This is a genomic window from Nocardioides sp. zg-1230 (genome assembly GCF_013155335.1).
Classification (GTDB): Bacteria; Actinomycetota; Actinomycetes; order Propionibacteriales; family Nocardioidaceae; genus Nocardioides.
In genome coordinates this window covers 400,153-419,385 of record NZ_JABJQZ010000004.1, presented here as the reverse complement: position 1 = coordinate 419,385, position 19,233 = coordinate 400,153, and the positions used below count along the sequence as shown (strand labels likewise).

Below are 19,233 nucleotides of genomic sequence, written 5' to 3'. Positions count from 1 at the left end.
ACGACGCGGGCCGCGGGGAGGGCGTCAGGCCTTGCGCAGCATCTCGGCGACGAGGAAGGCGAGCTCGAGGGACTGGACGCGGTTGAGGCGGGGGTCGCAGACGGACTCGTAGCGGTGGGAGAGGCCGACCTCGTCGATCTCCTCGCCGCCCCCGACGCACTCAGTGACGTCGTCGCCGGTGAGCTCAACGTGGACGCCGCCGGGCCAGGTGCCGAGACCGCGGTGCACGTCGAAGAAGCCCTGCACCTCGTCGATGACGTCGTCGAAGCGGCGGGTCTTGTAGCCCGAGGACGCCTCGAAGGTGTTGCCGTGCATGGGGTCGCAGACCCACGCGACGTTGAGCCCCTCTGCGGTGACCTTCTCCACGAGGGCGGGCAGCCCGTCGCGGATCTTGCCGGCGCCGAAGCGGGTGATGAACGTGAGCCGACCCGGGGTGTTCTGCGGGTTGAGGCGGGCGGCGTAGGCGAGGGCGTCGTCCGGGGACGTCGTCGGGCCGAGCTTGATGCCGATCGGGTTCTTGATCTTCGACAGCAGCTCGACGTGCGCGCCGTCGAGCTGACGGGTGCGCTCACCGATCCACACGAAGTGCGCGGACACGTTGTAGGGCAGGTCGGTGCGCGAGTCGATGCGGGTCAGCGACTGCTCGTACTCCAGCAGCAGCGCCTCGTGGCTGGAGTGGAAGTCGACGCGGTGGAACTCATCGGGGTCGGCGCCGATCGCCTTCATGAAGGTCAGCGCGCGCTCGATCTCGTCGGCCATCGCCTCGTAGCGCTGGCCGAAGGGCGAGTTCTGCACGAAGTCGGTGTTCCAGGTGTGCACCTGGCGCAGGTCGGCGTAACCGCCGGTCACGAAGGCGCGGACCAGGTTGAGCGTGGCGGCCGAGGAGTTGTAGACCTCGACGAGGCGCTGCGGGTCAGGGACCCGCGCCTCGGGGGTGAAGTCGTAGCCGTTGACCGCGTCGCCACGGTAGGCCGGCAGGGTGACGCCGTCGCGGGTCTCGAGGTCGGAGCTGCGCGGCTTGGCGTACTGGCCGGCGAGCCGACCGAGCTTCACGACGGGCACCGAGGCGGCGTACGTCAGCACGACGGCCATCTGCAGCAGCACGCGCAGCTTGTTGCGGACGTTGTCGGCGGTCACGCCGGCGAAGGTCTCGGCGCAGTCGCCGCCCTGGAGCAGGAACGCCTCCCCCCGCGTGACGGCGGCGATCTTGTCGGTGAGGTCGTCGCACTCCCCCGCAAAGACGAGCGGCGGCGCGGTCCTCAGTCGGGCGACCGCAGCGTCGACCGCCCCGGAGTCGGGATAGGTCGGCTGCTGCTTGGGCCCGAGGGCGTGCAACTGCTCGAGGGTGGGGATGGCGTTCACCTGTCAAGGGTACGGCGACCCGGCCGCGGCGCCCGAACCCTGACCGACCCCTGAACGCGTGACGCCGCGCACGTCCGACGTGCCCGTCGTGGTCGCTCAGCCGCGCGGCGTGAGCACGCCCGCCGCGTCGTCGACGCGCAGCCCCCCGGAGCGGGTGCGGGTGGCGGCGAGGGTGCCGGTGACGACCGACGCGTCGGGGTAGCTGATGTGGCCCGGTGCGCCCTGGCGCGACGTGGTCCACAGCCGGTCCTCGAAGCCGACCTCGCCGCGGAACTGGTGGTTCTCCAGCACGAGGCGGTCCGCAGTGGCCTGGCCCACGAGGTACGACGCCTCGCCCCGGTAGAACAGCGACCCGTGCGACACCTCCAGGATGCCGTCGCGGCTGCGGACGGTCTGGTCGTGCACCTCGCCGCTGAGGTAGACGTCGACGCCGCCGTCGACCATGGTGCGCCACAGCTCGGACGCGCGGCCCTTCTCGTAGACGAGGTGGGTCGAGTTGCGCACGCGGACCTTGCCGGGCATCGGCGTGTGGGCCTGCACCATCACCCACGGGACGTCGTCCTTGCGGGCCTTGCGGAGCACGGAGCGCAGCCAGCGCAGCTGCGCCCGGTCCACGGAGATGTGCACGTCGCCGTCGCGCCGCTCGAAGACGTCGAGCGTCACCAGGAGGACGTCGGGGTCGAGCCGCACCGAGTAGGCCGTGTGTCTGGCCGGGCCCCGCTCCGGGCGCTCGGCGAACCGGGGGCGACCGTCGCTGCCCGAGAGCGCCTGGTCGGCGAAGATCTGCTTGAACTGCGGGATGTGGCGTCGCTTGAAGTCGACCCACGCGTGGCCCCGCTTGACCCGCCACGGGTCGTCGCCCATCTCGTGGTCGCCGACCGCCGGATACGTCGTCAGGCCGTGGTCGTCGAACCGCTCGAACCAGGCGGGGTAGTAGACGTCGGCCGCCCGGCGCCACGCGCGCAGGCGCTGGGCCTGCGTCCGCACCGGTCCGAAGACGCCAGTCCGCGCGTCGTCGCGCCCCCAGCGTCCCTCGACGAGGTCGCCGGGGACGAGCACGTCGCGCGTGCCGTGGGAGGCCATCTCGTCGATCACGGTGTCGAGCGCGGTCTCGTAGGCCTCGTTGGTCGAGTTGGCGACCTCACCGGTGCCCTTGACGACATAGGTCCGCCGGCCGTCGGCGGCGAGGTCGGCGACGTCCTGGTTGAGGAAGTCGGGCGCGGAGACGAAGCGGTAGGCCCCGGCCAGGTCGGGAGCCGCCGGCACGGACGGCCGGTCGCGCGGGCCGCGCAGGGACGCCGTCGGGAAGTGGGTCGACGTACGACCGGAGCTCGGGTCGGCGGTCGGCTGGACGCTGGCCGGTACGCCGTCGTCGGAGGCAGGCGTCGCGCTCGCGGGAGGCGCAGGTGGCGTGGCCGTCGAGCAGCCGAGCGCTCCGGCCACCAGCACCGCCAGCACGGGCCCCACACGTCGTCGCGTCACTCGGACAACCGTAGACGGCAGGACCGACGGGCGCGTACCGAACCCCGCCGTGTCGGCTGCGAGCGCCTCACTCCTCGAGGTGGTCGATGTCGCGGAAGCCGGTCTTCTTCGCACGCACGCCGCGGTTGGTCAGCCAGGTCAGTGCCCACAGCACCACGCCGACGCCGAGCAGGCCGGCGGCGATCCGGTACTGGATCATGTCGGCTTCGAGCCGCGCCCACGGTCCGAGGAGGTACGCGCAGCACAGTGCGCCGACCACCGGCAGGGCGGACGGCGCCCGGAACGCGCCATCGGGCGTGGGGTCGCGCCGCAGGATCAGGCACGCCACGTTGACGATCGTGAAGACCGCGAGCAGCAGCAGCGCGGTCGTGCCGGAGAGGGCGGCGACGACCGAGGACTCGGAGTCGAGGGTGACCACCGTGATCAGGCCGAGCGCGAGGAGGGTGGTGAAGATGATCGCGGTCCAGGGCGAGCGACGGCCGGCGAGCACCTTGCCGAGGGAGCGCGGGAGCACGTCCTGGCGGGCCATGCCGTAGATCAGCCGGCTCGCCATCAGCATGTTGATCAAGGCGGTGTTGGCCACCGCGAAGACGGTCAGGAACGGGAAGATCGTGTCGATGGGCAGGTCGGGGGCACCGACCTTGACCACGTCGAGCAGGATCCCGGCCTCGGTGTTGGTGGGCTCGGCGATCTGCCCGGGCGGGATGACGGCGACGACCGAGATCGCGACGAGCATGTAGATCAGCACCGCGATGCCGAGGCCGGTGAACATCGTGCGCGGGAAGATCCGCATCGGGTCCTTGGTCTCCTCGACCATGTTGACCGAGTCCTCGAAGCCGACCATCGAGAAGAACGCGATGGCGGTGGCGACGGTGACCGCCATGAACAGACCCTTGTCGTCCGGGCTCTCGAACACCGTGACCCGGCTCAGGTCGCCGTCACCGGAGGCGATGACCCAGATGCCGATGCCGATCACGATGGCTAGCGCGAGCATCTCGACGAGGGTCAGGAGCACGTTGAACTTCACGCTCTCACCCACGCCCCGGAGGTTGATGAGGGCGAGCACCACCATGAACACGAGCGCCGTGGTGAGGGTCGCGGCCGAGCTCGGGTCGTCGTTGCCGAAGCCGATGAGCAGATTGGCGGCCAGCAGGTTGGACGACGTGGAAGCGCTGGTGACGCCCGAGCACACCACGGTGAACGCCACCAGGAAGGTGATGAAGTGGATGCCGAACGCCTTGTGCGTGTAGAGCGCGGCGCCGGCGGCCTGGGGGTACTTCGTGACCAGCTCGAGGTAGCTGAAGGCGGTGACCGTGGCCACCGCGAACGCCACCAGGAACGGCAGCCAGGCGATGCCGCCGACCTGGCCGGCGAGCCGACCCGTGACGGCGTACACACCGGCACCGAGGATGTCGCCGACGATGAAGAGCAGCAGCAGCTTGGGTCCGAGGACCCGCTTGAGCTCGCCCTCCCCCTGCCCGTCGACGTCGTGCTGCGTGGCCTGTGTCGCGCTCATCGAGACTCCCCTCATCAGCCCGTGCAGCGCACGGCGTCTTCTCACAATGGCCCTGCCAGGGGGGTGTGGCAACCACCGCGGCACCCGGACAACGTCGTGTCGGCCGTCGGGTCACGCCCGGGTCCCGGACGGATGCCTCCCAGGGGTGGACTGGACGCACTTCCGGGCTTAGAACGTTCCAACTACCCTGCTCCCCATGCCGAAGCGTGTTGCGATCCTGACCGCGGGCGGTTACGCCCCGTGCCTCTCCTCCGCAGTGGGTGCGCTCATCGAGACGTACGACGCCACCGACCCCGCCATCGAGCTGATCGCCTACCGGCACGGCTACCACGGCCTGCTCACCGGCAACAGCATCACGATCGGCGCCGAGGAGCGCGCGGGCGCCGGGCTGCTCCACCGCTACGGCGGCAGCCCGATCGGCAACAGCCGGGTCAAGCTCACCAACGACGCCGACTGCCGCAAGCGCGGCCTGATCGGCGACGGCGAGTCGGCCCTCGAGGTGGCCGCCCGTCGCCTGCAGGCGGACGGCGTCGACGTGCTCCACACCATCGGCGGCGACGACACCAACACCGCGGCGGCCGACCTCGCGGCGCACCTCGCGACACAGGGCTCCGAGCTGACGGTCGTCGGGCTCCCCAAGACCATCGACAACGACATCGTCCCCATCCGCCAGAGCCTCGGCGCGCAGACCGCGGCCCAGCAGGCCTCGCGGTTCGCGCAGAACGTGCTGGCCGAGCACGGGTCCAACCCGCGCATGCTGATCGTCCACGAGGTCATGGGTCGCGCCAGCGGCTGGCTGACCGCCGCGGCCGCGCGCGACTACATGGCCTGGCACGCCGAGCAGGAGTGGCTGCCCGGCATCGGGCTCGACGGCCGCAAGTGGGCGATCCACGCGGTCTACGTCCCCGAGCTCGCCATCGACCTCGCCGCCGAGGCCGAGCGGCTGCGGGCCGTCATGGACGAGATCGGCTGCGTCAACATCTTCCTCGCCGAGGGCGCCGGGATCGACGACATCGTCGCCGACCTCGAGGCGTCGGGCGAGACCGTGGGGCGCGACCCGTTCGGGCACGTCAAGATCGACACCATCAACCCCGGCCGCTACTTCGCCGACCGCTTCTCCGAGGCCATCGGCGCCGAGAAGAAGATGGTGCAGAAGTCGGGCTACTTCTCCCGCTCCGCTCCCGCCAACGACACCGACCTCGCTCTGATCCGCGAGATGGCAGAGCTCGCCGTCGCGTGCGCCCTCGACGGCACGCCCGGCGTCATCGGGCACGACGAGGACCAGGACGACGAGCTGCGGGCGATCGAGTTCGAGCGCATCGCCGGCCACAAGCCGTTCGACGCCGGGCAGCGCTGGTTCACGGACCTGCTCGCGGAGATCGGCCAGGTCACCGACCGGTTCTGAGGCTCACGCGGGGTCGGCCGCTGCCTCTTCCTCGACGCGATTCGTCACCCGTCGGCCCGCGGCTGGCAGGACGCGCGGCAGGCGTTGGAGGTACGCCGCGCTGGCGAGCGCGACGAGCGCGAGCACCCACCACAGCGTCGTCTGCCCGTGGGCCAGGAGCCAGGTGAACGCCACCGGCGTCACGGCCCCGCCGATGCCCCAGCTGAGCTGGAACAGCCCGAGGTAGCGACCCCGCAGGTGGTCGGGCGCCGCCTCGGCGGCGGCCGCGCTGAAGACCGGGCCGCCCGTGAGCTCGCCGCCCGTGTAGACCGCGGCGCCGACGAGCATGACCACGACGGCGAGCCACACCGGTAGCCACCCGGCGACGACGAACAGCGCATAGCTCGCGACGAAGGCCAGCTGGGCCAGCCCCATCATCCGTGCTCGCACGCGCCCGGTCATGCGGCGTACGACGAGCCCCTGTCCCAGGCCGACGAGCGCGGTGTTGAGGGTGAAGATCGCGCCGACCACCCAGCCCGGGAGGTCGATCGTCTCGGCGACGTAGACCGGCAGGGCGAAGTTGAGCACCATCATCCCGGCGACGAACCCGAACTGCCCGAGCACGAGGCGGAGGTAGGCGGTGTCGCGCAGCACCACGCCCCAGCCCTCGACCGGGGCGTCGGAGGGATGGGCTGCCCGATGGTCGGGCACGTCGAGCAGGAGGACGAAGGCGACCACGAAGGTCACCGCGTTGACGACCACCACCGACTGGAAGGCGAGGTCGGTGCCGACCTGCAGGGCGAGGCCGGCCAGCACGCCGCCGATCGAGTAGCCGAGGTTGCGCACCGCCTGCAGGAAGCCGAACCACATCTCGCGCTCCCCCGGCGCCGAGATCGCGGTGACGACGTTGCCGAAGGACCCCCAGAACGACTGGCGGCCCAGGTTGAGCAGCGCGGTCCACAGCGCGACGGCGAGCAGCGAGTCGGCCCACAGGTAGGCCACCATGCCGGCGGCCTGGACGAGGTTGCCGACCAGCATCATCCGGCGCGGTCCGAAGCGGTCGACCAGACTGCCGATCACGAACGCCCCCGGCATCGTCAGCGCCGCCGACAGCGACAGCGCCGACCCCACCTGCACGAGGGACAGGTCGGTCATCGCGAGGAAGTAGAGCAGCGTGATCGGCATGAACAGCCCGCTGCCGACGGTGTCGGCGACGATCGCCGCGACGAAGCGGCGGTGCTCCCCCACGCGGGGGAATCCGAGACGGCTCAGCACGGAGCAAGACTAGGACCGCGCACCGACGGTCCTGCTCCCGGCTATGTTCGGCACATGACCTTCTCGATCGTGGCCCGGTCCGACGACGGTGAGTCGTGGGGCGTCGCCGTCGCGTCCAAGTTCCTGGCGGTCGGATCGGCGGTCCCTGCGGCCGCGGCGGGCGTGGGTGCCATCGCCACCCAGGCCGACGCCAACCTCGCCTTCAAGTACCTCGGACTGGCCCACCTCGACGACGGCGCCACCGCCCAGGTCGCCCTCGACCGGCTGGTCGAGGAGGACGACGGGCGCGAGCACCGGCAGGTCGGAATCGTCGACTCGGACGGCAACGCCGCCACCTTCACCGGCAGCGAGTGCTTCGCCTGGGCGGGCGGGACGACCGGCCGCAGCGGCGAGCGTGGCGGCTACGCCATCCAGGGCAACATCCTCACCGGCCCCGAGGTGGTGGAGGCGATGGAACAGGCGTGGAAGGAGTCCGGCGACCTGTCCCTCGAGCGTCGGCTCCTGGCAGCCCTGACCGCCGGTGACCGTGCGGGAGGCGACAGCCGCGGCCGGCAGGCGGCGGCCGTGCTCGTCGTACGCGACGGGGCCGGCTACGGCGGGCACGACGACGTCGCCGTCGACCTGCGCGTCGACGACCACAGCGACCCGGTCACCGAGCTCGCGCGGCTGGTCGAGCTGAACGAGCTCTACCTGACGGCCTCGACCCCCGAGGAGCAGGTGACGGTCGACGACGCGCTGATGATCGAGCTCGAGTCGCTGGCCAAGGGCGAGGGCAAGGACAGCTTCCGGGAGTGGGTCGGCTCGGAGAACTACGAGATGCGGGTCGCCCCCGGCCTGCGGCCGGAGTGGATCGACCAGCGCATCCTCGACATCATCCGTGGGGGCGCCAAGTGAGCATCCTCGCCATCGACGCCGGCACCACGGGCGTGACCGCTGTCGTCGTCACCCCCGACGGGCGCATCCGGGCCACGGGCTACCAGGAGTTCCGCCAGCACTTCCCGCAGCCGGGTTGGGTGGAGCACTCCGCGGAGGAGATCTGGCAGGCGACCCTCGAGGCCACCCGCGACGTGCTGACCAAGGTCGACCAGTCCGAGCTGACGGCCGTCGGGATCACCAACCAGCGCGAGACGATCGTGCTGTGGGACCGCGAGACGCTCGGCTCCCCGCGCCGCGCGATCGTGTGGCAGGACCGGCGTACGGCCGACATCTGCGACCGACTGCGCGCCGACGGGCACGAGGACCGGGTCGCCGAGCTCACGGGCCTGCGCCTCGACCCCTACTTCTCCGGCACCAAGCTGATGTGGCTCGCGGAGAACGAGCCCCACACGTGGGCGCTGGTCGAGTCGGGGCGCTACGCCGTCGGCACCGTGGACTCCTACCTCATCGCCCGGATGACGCGCGGCACGTGGCACGTCACCGACGTCTCCAACGCCTGCCGCACCCTGCTCCTCGACCTCGAGTCGGGCGACTGGTCCGACGAGCTGTGCGAGCTCTTCGGCGTACCGCGCGACGCGCTGCCCGACCTGGTCCCCAACTGGGGCGAGGTCGCGCCGACCGACCCGACCGTCTTCCTCGGGCTGTCGCTGCCCATCGCGGGCGTCGCCGGCGACCAGCAGTCGGCGCTGTTCGGGCAGACGTGCTTCGAGGAGGGAGAGTCCAAGTGCACCTACGGCACCGGGTCGTTCATCCTCACCAACACCGGGAACCAGGTGGTGCGCAGCGACGCCGGCCTGCTGTCGACCGCGGCGTGGCGCTCCCCCGACGGTGAGCTCACGTACGCCCTCGAGGGCGCGATCTTCGTGACCGGCGCGGCCGTGCAGTGGCTGCGCGACGGCCTCCAGATCGTCGGCAACGCCGCGGAGACAGCAGCCATCGCCGCCACGGTCGACGACACCGACGGAGTGGTCTTCGTCCCGGCGCTCACCGGGCTCGGCGCGCCCCACTGGGACCCCCACGCGCGCGGCACGATCCTCGGCATCACCCGCGGCACCACCCGCGCCCACCTCGTCCGGGCCATCCTCGAGGGCATCGCCTTCGAGGTCCGTGACGTGCTCGAGACGCTCCCCGGGCAGGGACAAACGACCCTGCGCGTCGACGGCGGTGCTGCGGAGAACGACTTCCTCTGCCAGCTGCAGGCCGACCAGGTCGGACGCGCGGTCGAGCGCCCGGAGATCGTCGAGACGACGGCCCTGGGCGCCGCTTTCCTCGCCGGGCTCGGCACCGGCGTGTGGGGCTCGACCGACGACCTGCGCGACACGTGGGCCCTCGACCGGCGCTTCGAGCCCGGTGGCGACCGCGACGTGCTCGACGCGTCGTACGCCCGCTGGGCCGACGCGGTGCAGCGCTCGAAGGGCTGGGCGAGCTCCTAGAGCCGCTCGCGCGCCTCGCGCGCCGCCTCGACCTCAGACCGCGCCTCGTCGACGGCCTCCTCGACCTCGGCCTGCGCCGCCTCGGCCTCCGCGAGCTCCTCGTCGACCTCCTCGAGGGTGTCCTCGAGTGCGGCGAGCCGGCCGCGGAGCTCGTCGATCTCGGACTGGACCTGCAGGGTGCGCGCCTGGAGCTTCTCGACCGCCCGGCGGGCGGCCCGGTGCTCCTTCTCGTGCTCCTTGAGCTCAGCGCGGGCGGCGGAGAGCCGCTCGTCGGCGGCCGCGCGGGCCTTGGCGTCGGCATCCGGGTCGGGTACGACATGGAGCTGGGGCCGCTGGGTCGGGTCGGGCGCAGCGGCCGGGCGGGCCTTGGCGCTGAAGCCGAGGGCCTCGGGCAGCGCCACGGCACCGCTGAGGTCGAGGTCGCCGAGCCCGGTCGCGGACAGCGACGTCACGAGCAACCCGCTCCGCACGGCGCGGGCTGCGTCCGGCTCGAGCATGGACGCGGTCAGGGTGGCCTCCACCTGCTCGGCGACGGACTCGGTCGTCCGGACCCCCTCCTCGCGCGCCATCCGCCGGGCGGCCGTCGTCACCGACGCGGTCAGCTGGCGGCGTTGCTTGGTGAACTCGCGGAGCTGGGTGGCGTCGAGGTTGTCCTGGGCATCCCGCAGGGCCTCGCCCACGGCCAGGACCTGGTCCACCTGGTCGGGGTCGCGACGGACGAGCAGGTTGACCACCCAGGCCGCGACGGACGCCTTGCGCAGTCCCTTGATGGAGGCTGCGAGCGCCTTGTCGGCCTTGTGCTCCTTGACCAGCGCGTCGCGGGCGGGCGTGAAGTCCGCGAGGGGCAGGGCGTAGAGGTCGTCGGCGATCTCCAGCAGCGGGTCGGGGTCCGGCATGTCCTGATCCTAGGGAGCGGCGTACTCCACCTCGGTCGGGTAGGGCGCCCACGGGCACTCCTGGGTGACGCCGCTGGGGGCCCAGCCGAACGACTCGTAGAGCTGCCGCGCCCGCGAGTTGGCCTCCAGCACCCACAGGCGCCGCGCCCCGGCGGCCTGCGCGCGGACGAAGCCCTCACGGCCCAGACCGGCGCTCCAGTGGTCCGGCCGCACGGCCAGGTGCCGCAGGGTGGAACCGTCGTGGGCGGTGAGGGCGACCAGCCCGCGGTCGTCCTCGACGACCTCGACCGTCACGCCCGGGTCGTCGAGGAGCAGCGCCCAACGGGCCAGCACGTCGTCGTCGGGGTAGGGCAGGTCGCCGAAGACGTGCGCCAGTCCCGTCTGGCTGGCGAGGCGCTCGAGGTCGCGCAGGGCGACCGCGTCGTCGGCGCCGGCCCGCCGCCACACCCTCGTCTGCACGACCCAACCCTAGGGGTGTCCGACCGGACGGACGTACCCCACATCGGGGTTGAGGAGCCGGACCGCCGGGTGTTCAGGTGAGGGCGGCGTCTCGATCGGGACGGCGTCGTAGCGGGGGCTGTGGGGGTGTGGTCGGAGTGCGTCGACTTCGAGCAGTGCTGGCGAGTGGGGTGCTGATGGCCATCTGCCTGCCACTCGTGACCGGGGCCCCGGCCGACGCCGAACCACCTGCTCCGCAGCCCGCGCGCGTCAGCGTCGTGCAGGCCGTCCCCGGGGCGAGCGTCGACGTGTCCGTCGACGGCCGCAGGGTCGCCGACGGCGCCGGCGTCGGAGACGTGCTGGGGCCCTTCGAGATGGCGCCCGGCAGCCACGAGATCTCGTTCCGGGGCGAGGGCGTCAGGGTCGAGTCGACCCTCGACGTCGCCGCCGGCGACACCAGTGACGTGGTGCTGCACCTGCCTGCCGACGTCGGGGGCGAGCCGGTCGTCCACTCCTACGCCGCCCCCGACGGGCCGATCGGTCCCGACAAGGCCCGCGTCCTGCTCGCCCACACCGCGACCGTCGCGCCCGCAGACGTCGAGGTGGACGGCCAGACCGTGTTCACCAACATCGCCAACGGCGAGTTCGCCGACGCAGATGTCCCCGAGGGCTCGATCGAGGTGGCGCTGCTGCCGTCGGGCGCGGAAGGCGCCGACCCCATTCTCGGCCCGCTCGACGTGGCCCTGGAGGCGCGCACGCTGTCGATGATCTACGCCTACGGCAACCCGCGGGACCAGTCGATGAACGTCATCGCCCACACGGTCGACCTGGCCGCCGACGGGAGCGTACGACCCTCGCGCATCGACACCGGGTCGGCAGGACTGGCCGACGACCGGGTGACGACCTTCACCGGCCCGACCCCGGGTGACCGGGGCCTGCCCCTGCCTCCGGCGGCGGTGGGCGTCGCGGGGCTTGCCGCGCTCGGGGTCCTGGGTGCGGCCATCCGAAGGCGGCGCCTGCCCCTCGTGCCACCGACCGGATGAGCGCCCGTCCGCGCGCACTCATGCTGTCCGCCTGCCTCGTCGTCGTCACCGCCGGATGCGCCAGTGGTGACGTCTCCACCCGCCCGGCTGCCGGCAGCAGCGTCGTACCGCCCTCGGCCTCGGCCCCGTCCGCTCCCGCGTCCTCCACCTCGGCCGCCGAACCGGTCGCCCCGGCCCGGCGCGCCGGTTCGGTGGTCACCCCGAGACGGCCCACCCGGGCCACGCTGCCGAGCGGACGCGACGTGCGCGTGACCACCGCCGGCACCACCGGTTCCGGGGTCCTCGACGTGCCGGACGACGTCGACGTCGCGGGGTGGTGGCGCGGTGGGTCGCGCATCGGCGATCCGTTCGGCTCGATCCTCGTCGCTGCGCACGTGGACTCGGACGCCGAGGGCCTCGGACCGTTCGCCGAGCTCCTCACGGTCCGCGAGGGGGCGCGGGTGCGCCTCGAGGGAGACGGGCTGCGCCAGGACTTCCGCATCGGGTCGCGACGGCTGGTGGCGCAGGGCAGCCTCGTCGACGACGGGTGGATCTTCGACGCGTCGGGAGACCTCCGGCTCGCCCTCGTGACCTGCGCGCCGCCGTACGACGCCTCCCGCGGCGGCTACCAGAACCTCGCCGTGGTCACGGCCGTCCCCCTCGGCCCCCCGGAGGCGACATGAGCCCGAAGAAGCCCTACCAGAAACGCCTTCCCACCGTCCTGCCCCCGGCACCGCGCCGCGCTCCGGCGCAGGAGACGGTACGACCGCGTCCCGCTCCCCCACGTGCGCGGCGCACCCCGCCGGTTGTCCCGCCGCCGGCCTCGGTGCCCGAGGCGGCTCCTGAGGCGGCTCCTGAGTCGACCCCGGCCGAGACCCGGAGACCGGACCCGACACCTCGCCCCATCCGTACGTCGGAGCCGGAGGCCGGCGCTGCTGCGACGCCCGTTGCCGCACCAGCGACGCAGCCTGCTCTGGTTCCGCCGTCGGTCGTCCCGCCGCCACCGGACCCCGCCCCCCAGCGGTCCGAGCAACGGACGCGCCGGACGGTCGCGCTCGTCGCGGCCGCCCTCGTGGGGGTGCTCGCCGGCGGGGTCGTGGCGTGGCAGCTTGTCGGACCGGACGAGCCGTCGCCTCCACCGGCGTCGTTGCCGATCGACGGGTGGCCGATCGCCGGGGAGTCGCGAGCGGTCACCGAGGTGCTGCCCGGTGGTGACCTCGACGTCACGCACTGGATCCACTCCGACCGCCCCCTCGACGAGCTCGAGGTCACCCTGCCCGAGCTCGACGGCGTGCGGGTGACGGCCAACCAGGTCGAGGTCACCGCCGACGGCCGGCCGGCGCCCGGACCCGGGGTCGTCATGCCGAGCGGGGCGACGTACACGTTCTCCGACGCGACCCGCATCCAGGTGCGCTACCGGATGTCCGGCGCGGTGCAGCTCAGCTCGTCCGCCGACGGTCGCGGCCTCGCCGCCACGACGTCGCTCGACGTCACCGCGACGCAGGCGCGCGACGTCCGGGTCGTGCGGTCGCAGGAGGTGCTGTCGCTGGCGTGCGCCGCGCCGAACGAGCAACCCGTGCCCTGCGGCTCGTCGGACGATGACGACCAGTGGCGGGTGGAGCTGGATGAGACCGACGCCGGCAGCCGGGTGCTGGCCGTCGTGACGGTCCCGTCCTGAACCGCGACGTCAGGCGTCGTCGTCGAGACCGTGCTCGATGGCCCAGCGGGTCAGCTGCACGCGGTTGTTCATCTGCAGCTTGCGCAGGGTGTTCTGCACGTGGTTCTGCACCGTGCGGTGCGACAGGACGAGGCGCGCGGCGATCTGCTTGTAGCTCATGCCGGTGGCGACCATCTTGAGGATCTCGGTCTCCCGCTCGGTGAGCTGGTCGCGCGGGTCGTCGGCCGGCCCGTCGGCGATGCGCCGGAACTCCCCCAGCACCAGACCGGCCAGCCCGGGCGTGAAGACCGTGTCGCCGTCGGCCACGCGCGTCACGGCGTCGATGAGCTCGGCGCTGGAAGCCGACTTCACCAGGTAGCCGGTGGCGCCGGCCTTGATCGCCTCCAGGACGTCGTCCTGCTCCCCGCTCGCCGACAGGATCAGCACGCGCGCGGTCGGGTCGTGCTCCAGCATCATGCTGGTGACCTGCACACCCGTGCTGTCCGGCAGCTGGAGGTCCAGCACGACCACCTGCGGGGCCGCCGCCGGGAAGCGCGCCATCGCCTCGCGCCCGTTGGACGCCACCGCCACGACCTCGTGCCCGGCCGCCTGCAGGTCGCGCTCGACCGCGTCACGCCACATCGGGTGGTCGTCGACCACCATCACCCTCACCATGCGGTTCCCCTCCCAAGGTTGGACCGCAGCGTAGACGGATCAGCCGCCCGGCGGGACGTAACGCCCCCGGCGGTGGACGAGCGGTTCGGGGTCGTCTCCCACGACGAGCTCGTCGAGCGTGCACGTCACCAGCCGTGACCAGCCGACCTCGACGGACGTCTCGACGCTCACCAGAGCCCACGTGGCAGCCGTTGCGAGCCGCGGGCCGTACGCCGTCTCGTCCCACCCGGCCATCCGCCACGGGCCGCCCGGGGCAGGGGTGGTGCCGGCGAAGGCGTCCGCGAGGTCTCGGTCGGTCCACGAGAGCAGCTGTACGACGCCGCGGCCGGTCTCGAGCAGCAGCTCGGTCAGGTCGGCATCGGGGTCGAGCAGCGCGAGCACCCGGCCCGGCTCGCCCCCCGCCACCAACCACGACGTGACCGTGAGCCCCGCCCGCTCCGCTTCGTCGCCCGCCGTCCAGAGCGACACCGTCCCGCCGACGCGCCCACGCAGACGGCGCACGGGGTCGTCCGGCGTCGGGAACGGATGGCCGCTGTGGATGGTCACGCGGTCACGCTATCGGCACCGACAGCTCCCACTCGGTGCCCCACTCGCCGCTCTGGACGGTGGCGGTGCCGCCCAGGTCCTCGATGCGTCCGCGGATCGAGGACGCGACGCCGAGACGGCCCTGTGCCGCGGCTTCCTCGAGCCGGCCCGCCGCCATGCCGGAGCCGTCGTCGCGCACCGAGACCGTGATCGCGTCGGGGGCAGCCTCGGCCAGGATCCACGCGGTGGCGCCGAGGCCCACGTGAGCGAGCACGTTGTCGAGGCAGGCCCTGACCGCGGCGACCGTCTCGGTGGCCACGTGCTCGTCCACCAGGACGGCACCGCCGGGTGTCGCGACCTCCACGCGCACTGGGTGCGCGGTCGCCATCGCTTCCAGCGCGCCGGCGAGATCGACCCGGCCACCGGATCCGGTCGGCACGGTGTCCTGCTGGCGGATCAGCGAGCGCAGTCCGCGCTCCTGCTCGCCAGCCAGCCGGCCCAGCTCGGCCCACTCGCCGCCCGCGGCGGCACCCTGCCGCTGGACCATGGCCAGCACCTGCAGCACACCGTCGTGCACGGCCCGGGCGAGCCGGGTCCGCTCCTCGGCTGCCGCCGCCGCGCGCTCCGCCGCGTCGCGCTCGCGCGCCATCCGCTGGAGCGACTCGCACATGAAGCCGACGATCGGGCCCCCGATGAGCACGAGGAAGACGTTGCCGTAGTTGCCCTGGTCGATCTCCTGGCGCGGCAGGAGGTCCGCCAACGACAGGGCGACGGCGGCCACGAGGCCGCCCTTCCAGTGCCAGTGGATCGCCCAGGCAAGCAGCGCGCCCATCACCCAGAAGCCGGGAAGCGTGGCCTGGAAGTCTTCCGACTTCAGCCACGGGGTGACAGCGATCGCCGCGACGGCGATCAGCAGGTCGGCGACGAGCAAGGCGGGCGTGCGCCTCGAGCGTCGGCTGTAGAGCCAGATCGCGACACCGGTCCAGACCACGAGCGCGAGTACGATCGCGAGCGCGAGATCCGGGTGCGCGTAGCTGTCGCGCCGGTAGGCGTTGAGGCCCACCATGTTGACCGTGACGACCACCCGCACGAGGGCCAGCGCCGAGTAGAGCCGGTCCTCGACGGCGAGGGCGGAGTCGGTCCGCGGGTGCTGCGCCCGCGGGTCCGTCAGGGCGTTCAGGACGCCTTCTGCTCCGGCCCGTCCCCGGCCTGGTCGCGCGCCGCCTGCTCGCGCACGGCCTTCTCCCGCTCGGCCTTCTCGCGCTCGTCCTGGCGGGCCTTCTCCTTGGCGAGCTCCTTGGCCTTGCTGGCGTAGAGGTCGACGTACTCCTGGCCGGAGAGCCGCATGATCTCGTACATGATCTCGTCGGTGATCGAGCGCAGGATGTAGCGGTCGTTCTCCATGCCGGCGTAGCGGGAGAAGTCGAGCGGCTTGCCGAAGCGCACGACGGGACGCGTCCACGTGCCGTAGACCTTGCCGGTGGGCGCGACGACGTCGGTGCCGACGACCGCGCAGGGGATCACCGGGGCACCGCTCTCCAGCGCGAGCCGGGCCACGCCGGTCTTGCCGCGGTAGAGCTTGCCGTCGTGCGAGCGGGTGCCCTCGGGGTAGATGCCGAAGAGGTCGCCCTCACTGAGGATCTTCATCGCGGACTTCATCGCGCCCTCGGCGGCGTTGGCACCCGACCGGTCGATCGGGACCTGCCCGGCGCCGGTGAAGAACTTCTTCTGGAACCAACCCTTGATGCCGGGGGACGTGAAGTACTCCGCCTTGGCGACGAAGGTGACGCGCCGGGTGAGGGTGAGCGGCATGAACAGCCAGTCGGCGTACGACAGGTGGTTGCTGGCGAGGATCGCGGGACCCTCCTCCGGCACGTGGTCGATGCCGTAGGCCTTGGGCCGGAAGACGAGTCGCAGGACGGGCCCGAGGGCGATCCACTTCAGGAACCAATAGAGCACGGTCCGAGACTATCCCTGCTGCTGGGCGGTGACCCGCTCGATGAACTCGGCGGACTCGGCGAAGATCCGCGGGGCGTCGTTGTCCAGGCAGGCGACGTGGTAGCTGTCCTTCAGGACCCGCTCCTCGAAGTCCTTCGAGGACAGGCCCGCGTTGAGCGCCTTCGACGTCGAGATGTCGGCGACGTGGTCCTCCTCCGAGCGGAAGTAGAGCACCGGGATCGTGATCCGAGGCAGGTCGCGGCGCAGCTCGGCCCAGCCACGGGACATCGAGTGTGCGGCCTTCAGCGGCATGACGGGGTAGGCGATCTCGTCCATTCCGGGCTTCTTGATGTCGTTGCGGATGCCGGGGAACGCCGGAACGACCCGCTGCAGCGCCGGCAGCAGTACGGCGTCCTTGCGAAGCGTGTCGACGGCCGCATTGACCAGGACGAGACCGGCGAGCTCCTCGCCACGGTCAGCGGCAAGACGAAGACACAGCGACGCCCCCATCGACAACCCGGCCGCGACGACCACGTCGTTCTCCGCGGCCAGCTTGTCGAAGGCGCCATCGACGGTCGCCGTCCAGTCTGCCCAGGTCACCTTGTTCATGTCCTGCCAGCGGGTGCCGTGGCCGGGCAGCAGCGGCATCTCGACGGCGTACCCGCGCGCCGCCAGGTCCTCGGCCCACGGCCTCATCGAGGCGGGGCTACCGGTGAAGCCGTGCACGACGAGTACGCCGATGCGCCGCCCGTCGGTCAGCTCGGGCCGCGCGGGCGTGGACATCGGTGCGACCAGCGTCGGGTCGAGGGGGGCGGCCTGCGCGCCGCGGAACGGGATCCTCACGGGCACAGTGTGCACCAGGACCCGCCGCCTGGGCCGCCGCCACGAGACCCCGTTCACGTCCTGCGGCTACCGTGGTCTGCGTGAGTCGCCCGGAGGACGAGAGCCGCACCGAGCTCGCGTGGCGCGAGATCGTCGAGAACTACGGCGAGCGCCCGGTCCTCGACGACGCACCGACCTCCTCAGGGGAGTCGGCGACCGCCGCCGAGGACGCCCCGCCTGCCGCTCCTTCCGCCTCTTCCTCGACCGACCTGCCGGAGCACCTCCGCGACGACGACGAGGTCGAGCGGCGCGAGCAGGCGATCGCCGAGTCCGAGCGCTTCAAGCCGCCGCCGGCGCCCCCGTTCCCGGTCCCCCGCACGTGGGAGCGCGGCCTGGCCTGGGCCGGCATCTTCGTGGCGCCGGTGATCGCCCTCGTCATCGGGCTGCTCTCGATCTACGTCCACCCGCTCGTCGGCTGGGCCCTCGTCGGATGGTTCGTCGGCGGGTTCGCCTACCTCGTGTTCGTGATGCCCAAGGCGCCCCGCGACCCCTGGGACGACGGCTCCCGGATCTGACCCGCCCGACGGCCAGCTCGCAGGCGTAGTGTCAGCCGGGTGGGGGCACGCGAGACGGTCGAGGTGACGGGCCACCTCATGGACAGCGGCATCCTGTCGCGCGTCCTCGACGACATCCGCGAGTACGGCGGTGACTTCGTCATCGAGGAGTTCGACGTCGGCCGCGAGGCCCACGACCCCAGCAGCGCCCGCATCACCGTCGAGGCTCCCGACGACGAGTCGCTGCAGCGCCTTCTCATGCGCCTGCAGACCCGCGGCGTCAACCAGCTCTCCCAGGGCGACGCCGCGGTTGCGACCGCCGACCAGGACGGCGTGCTGCCGGACGGGTTCTACGCCACCACCAACCTCGAGACGCAGGTACGCCTCGGTGGACGGTGGTACGTCGTCGACCATCCCGAGATGGACTGCGGGCTCGTCGTCGAGGGGTCGGCGCCGGGTGGCCTGCGGGTGCGGACGGTTCCCCTGTCGGACGTCGTGCGCGGCATGCGCGTGGTGGTGGGAGCGACGGGGATCCAGGTGACCGTGCCCAACCCAGCCCCCGCGGCCGAGGCCGTCGCCTCGTTCGAGGGCGAGCACGGACCCGAGCGTCCGCAGACGGTGCTGGTCCGGCAGGTGGCCGACGGGATGCGGCAAGCCCGGGACGCGGGCGGACGGCTGCTGTGGGTGGCCGGTCCGGGCGTGGTGCACGCGGGCGGCGTACCGGCCATGGTGGCCCTCGTCCGAGCGGGGTGGGTCGACGTCCTCTTCGCCGGCAACGCGATGGCCGCGCTCGACATCGAGACCGCGATCTACGGCCCGACCCCGGACAGCGCACCTCCGGGCCACGAGCACGGTCACGAGCACCGGGTCCGGGCGGTCAACGCCGTCCGTCGCGCCGGCTCGATCGAGCGCGCAGTCCGCGGCGGCATCGTTCCCAGCGGTGTGATGCGCGCGCTCGTCACCGAGCGCAAGCGGTTCGTCCTGGTCGGGTCGGTCCGCGACGACGGACCCCTCCCCGAGGTGCACACCGACGTGGTCGAGGGCCAGCGGGCGATGCGGGCCGAGATCCACGACATCGGCTACTGCCTTATGATGGCGACGCAGCTGTACGCCGTCGCCACCGGCAGCCTCCTGCCGGCGTCCGTGCCGCTGATCTGCGTCGACCTCAACCCGGCCATCGTCACCCGACTCGCCGACCGAGGCACCGGTCAGGGCCGCGGCATCGTCACCGACGTCGGGCTCTTCCTCGAGCAGCTCGCGCTCGAGCTGGTGGCCGACTACCGCCGAGGTTGAGCAATCGGCCACGCGGATGGACCGG

19 protein-coding genes are annotated in these 19,233 nt (G+C 72.3%); 8 read left to right on the top strand and 11 right to left on the bottom strand.

Features of this window, described 5'->3' with window-relative positions; translation table 11 throughout:
- Positions 1 to 24: 24 nt before the first annotated feature.
- The 3 genes from HOO61_RS13900 to HOO61_RS13890 form a co-directional block, all read right to left on the bottom strand.
- Complete coding sequence (locus tag HOO61_RS13900; protein WP_172259346.1) at positions 25 to 1,362, bottom strand: class II 3-deoxy-7-phosphoheptulonate synthase; 1,338 nt, start codon at positions 1,360 to 1,362, stop codon at positions 25 to 27.
- 96 nt (positions 1,363 to 1,458) lie between these two features.
- Entirely contained in the window at positions 1,459 to 2,844 is a 1,386-nt protein-coding gene (locus tag HOO61_RS13895; RefSeq protein ID WP_172259344.1) for a metallophosphoesterase, read from the bottom strand.
- Positions 2,845 to 2,911: 67 nt separating this feature from the next.
- Entirely contained in the window at positions 2,912 to 4,360 is a 1,449-nt protein-coding gene (locus tag HOO61_RS13890; protein WP_172259342.1) for an APC family permease, read from the bottom strand.
- Positions 4,361 to 4,556: 196 nt separating this feature from the next.
- On the opposite strand from HOO61_RS13890, the gene HOO61_RS13885 reads away from it, so the two are divergent.
- Positions 4,557 to 5,765 carry a pyrophosphate--fructose-6-phosphate 1-phosphotransferase gene (locus HOO61_RS13885; RefSeq protein ID WP_172259340.1) on the top strand — a complete coding sequence of 403 codons (1,209 nt, stop codon included), beginning with the start codon at positions 4,557 to 4,559 and terminating at the stop codon, positions 5,763 to 5,765.
- Positions 5,766 to 5,768: 3 nt separating this feature from the next.
- On the opposite strand, the gene HOO61_RS13880 is transcribed toward HOO61_RS13885, so the two are convergent.
- Positions 5,769 to 7,019, bottom strand: a complete 1,251-nt coding sequence (locus HOO61_RS13880) for an MFS transporter (RefSeq protein ID WP_216658898.1) — start codon at positions 7,017 to 7,019, stop codon at positions 5,769 to 5,771.
- A gap of 54 nt (positions 7,020 to 7,073) precedes the next feature.
- Here HOO61_RS13880 and HOO61_RS13875 point away from each other — a divergent pair, with 54 nt between their 5' ends.
- Both HOO61_RS13875 and glpK read left to right on the top strand, forming a co-directional pair.
- Entirely contained in the window at positions 7,074 to 7,913 is an 840-nt protein-coding gene (locus HOO61_RS13875; protein WP_172259338.1) for a DUF1028 domain-containing protein, read from the top strand.
- Positions 7,910 to 9,388, top strand: coding sequence for a glycerol kinase GlpK (gene glpK / locus HOO61_RS13870; RefSeq protein ID WP_172259336.1), 1,479 nt, complete (start codon positions 7,910 to 7,912; stop codon positions 9,386 to 9,388). Before HOO61_RS13875 ends, glpK begins: the two co-directional genes overlap by 4 nt.
- On the opposite strand, the gene HOO61_RS13865 is transcribed toward glpK, so the two are convergent.
- On the bottom strand, positions 9,385 to 10,284 hold the full coding sequence (locus HOO61_RS13865; RefSeq protein ID WP_172259334.1) for a hypothetical protein: 900 nt from the start codon (positions 10,282 to 10,284) through the stop codon (positions 9,385 to 9,387). The genes glpK and HOO61_RS13865 overlap by 4 nt on opposite strands.
- A 9-nt stretch (positions 10,285 to 10,293) precedes the next feature.
- Positions 10,294 to 10,743 carry a GNAT family N-acetyltransferase gene (locus HOO61_RS13860; RefSeq protein ID WP_172259332.1) on the bottom strand — a complete coding sequence of 150 codons (450 nt, stop codon included), beginning with the start codon at positions 10,741 to 10,743 and terminating at the stop codon, positions 10,294 to 10,296.
- Positions 10,744 to 10,898: 155 nt separating this feature from the next.
- On the opposite strand from HOO61_RS13860, the gene HOO61_RS13855 reads away from it, so the two are divergent.
- The 3 genes from HOO61_RS13855 (at position 10,899) to HOO61_RS13845 (ending at position 13,422) form a co-directional block, all read left to right on the top strand.
- Positions 10,899 to 11,765 (top strand): DUF4397 domain-containing protein, encoded by an 867-nt coding sequence (locus HOO61_RS13855; protein WP_172259330.1) that lies wholly within the window; start codon positions 10,899 to 10,901, stop codon positions 11,763 to 11,765.
- Positions 11,762 to 12,427, top strand: coding sequence for a class F sortase (locus tag HOO61_RS13850; RefSeq protein WP_172259328.1), 666 nt, complete (start codon positions 11,762 to 11,764; stop codon positions 12,425 to 12,427). Before HOO61_RS13855 ends, HOO61_RS13850 begins: the two co-directional genes overlap by 4 nt.
- A gap of 464 nt (positions 12,428 to 12,891) precedes the next feature.
- Positions 12,892 to 13,422 carry a hypothetical protein gene (locus tag HOO61_RS13845; protein ID WP_172259326.1) on the top strand — a complete coding sequence of 177 codons (531 nt, stop codon included), beginning with the start codon at positions 12,892 to 12,894 and terminating at the stop codon, positions 13,420 to 13,422.
- Between the two features lie 9 nt (positions 13,423 to 13,431).
- Here HOO61_RS13845 and HOO61_RS13840 read toward each other — a convergent pair whose 3' ends face one another.
- Genes HOO61_RS13840 through HOO61_RS13820 form a run of 5 tightly spaced genes read right to left on the bottom strand, consistent with a single transcriptional unit; the run spans position 13,432 to position 17,382 of the window.
- Positions 13,432 to 14,076, bottom strand: coding sequence for a response regulator transcription factor (locus HOO61_RS13840; RefSeq protein WP_172259324.1), 645 nt, complete (start codon positions 14,074 to 14,076; stop codon positions 13,432 to 13,434).
- A 39-nt stretch (positions 14,077 to 14,115) separates the two neighbouring features.
- Positions 14,116 to 14,622: a flavin reductase family protein gene (locus tag HOO61_RS13835; protein WP_172259322.1), complete on the bottom strand. Its 507-nt coding sequence runs from the start codon at positions 14,620 to 14,622 to the stop codon at positions 14,116 to 14,118.
- 4 nt (positions 14,623 to 14,626) lie between these two features.
- On the bottom strand, positions 14,627 to 15,772 hold the full coding sequence (locus HOO61_RS13830; protein ID WP_301539058.1) for a MacS family sensor histidine kinase: 1,146 nt from the start codon (positions 15,770 to 15,772) through the stop codon (positions 14,627 to 14,629).
- 5 nt (positions 15,773 to 15,777) lie between these two features.
- Entirely contained in the window at positions 15,778 to 16,560 is a 783-nt protein-coding gene (locus HOO61_RS13825; RefSeq protein ID WP_172259320.1) for a lysophospholipid acyltransferase family protein, read from the bottom strand.
- A gap of 9 nt (positions 16,561 to 16,569) precedes the next feature.
- Positions 16,570 to 17,382: an alpha/beta hydrolase gene (locus HOO61_RS13820; RefSeq protein ID WP_367650173.1), complete on the bottom strand. Its 813-nt coding sequence runs from the start codon at positions 17,380 to 17,382 to the stop codon at positions 16,570 to 16,572.
- A gap of 80 nt (positions 17,383 to 17,462) precedes the next feature.
- Here HOO61_RS13820 and HOO61_RS13815 point away from each other — a divergent pair, with 80 nt between their 5' ends.
- Positions 17,463 to 17,936, top strand: a complete 474-nt coding sequence (locus tag HOO61_RS13815) for a hypothetical protein (protein WP_172259318.1) — start codon at positions 17,463 to 17,465, stop codon at positions 17,934 to 17,936.
- A gap of 39 nt (positions 17,937 to 17,975) precedes the next feature.
- Entirely contained in the window at positions 17,976 to 19,208 is a 1,233-nt protein-coding gene (locus HOO61_RS13810) for a TIGR00300 family protein (RefSeq protein WP_172259316.1), read from the top strand.
- Positions 19,209 to 19,233 lie beyond the last annotated feature (25 nt).

Bases quoted from the DNA above. Each gene is read 5' to 3' on its own strand.
- HOO61_RS13890 (WP_172259342.1), bottom strand. From the start codon at position 4,360: ATGAGCGCGACACAGGCCACGCAGCACGACGTCGACGGGCAGGGGGAG.
- HOO61_RS13885 (WP_172259340.1), top strand. From the start codon at position 4,557: ATGCCGAAGCGTGTTGCGATCCTGACCGCGGGCGGTTACGCCCCGTGC.
- HOO61_RS13875 (WP_172259338.1), top strand. From the start codon at position 7,074: ATGACCTTCTCGATCGTGGCCCGGTCCGACGACGGTGAGTCGTGGGGC.
- HOO61_RS13865 (WP_172259334.1), bottom strand. From the start codon at position 10,284: ATGCCGGACCCCGACCCGCTGCTGGAGATCGCCGACGACCTCTACGCC.
- HOO61_RS13850 (WP_172259328.1), top strand. From the start codon at position 11,762: ATGAGCGCCCGTCCGCGCGCACTCATGCTGTCCGCCTGCCTCGTCGTC.
- HOO61_RS13840 (WP_172259324.1), bottom strand. From the start codon at position 14,076: ATGGTGAGGGTGATGGTGGTCGACGACCACCCGATGTGGCGTGACGCG.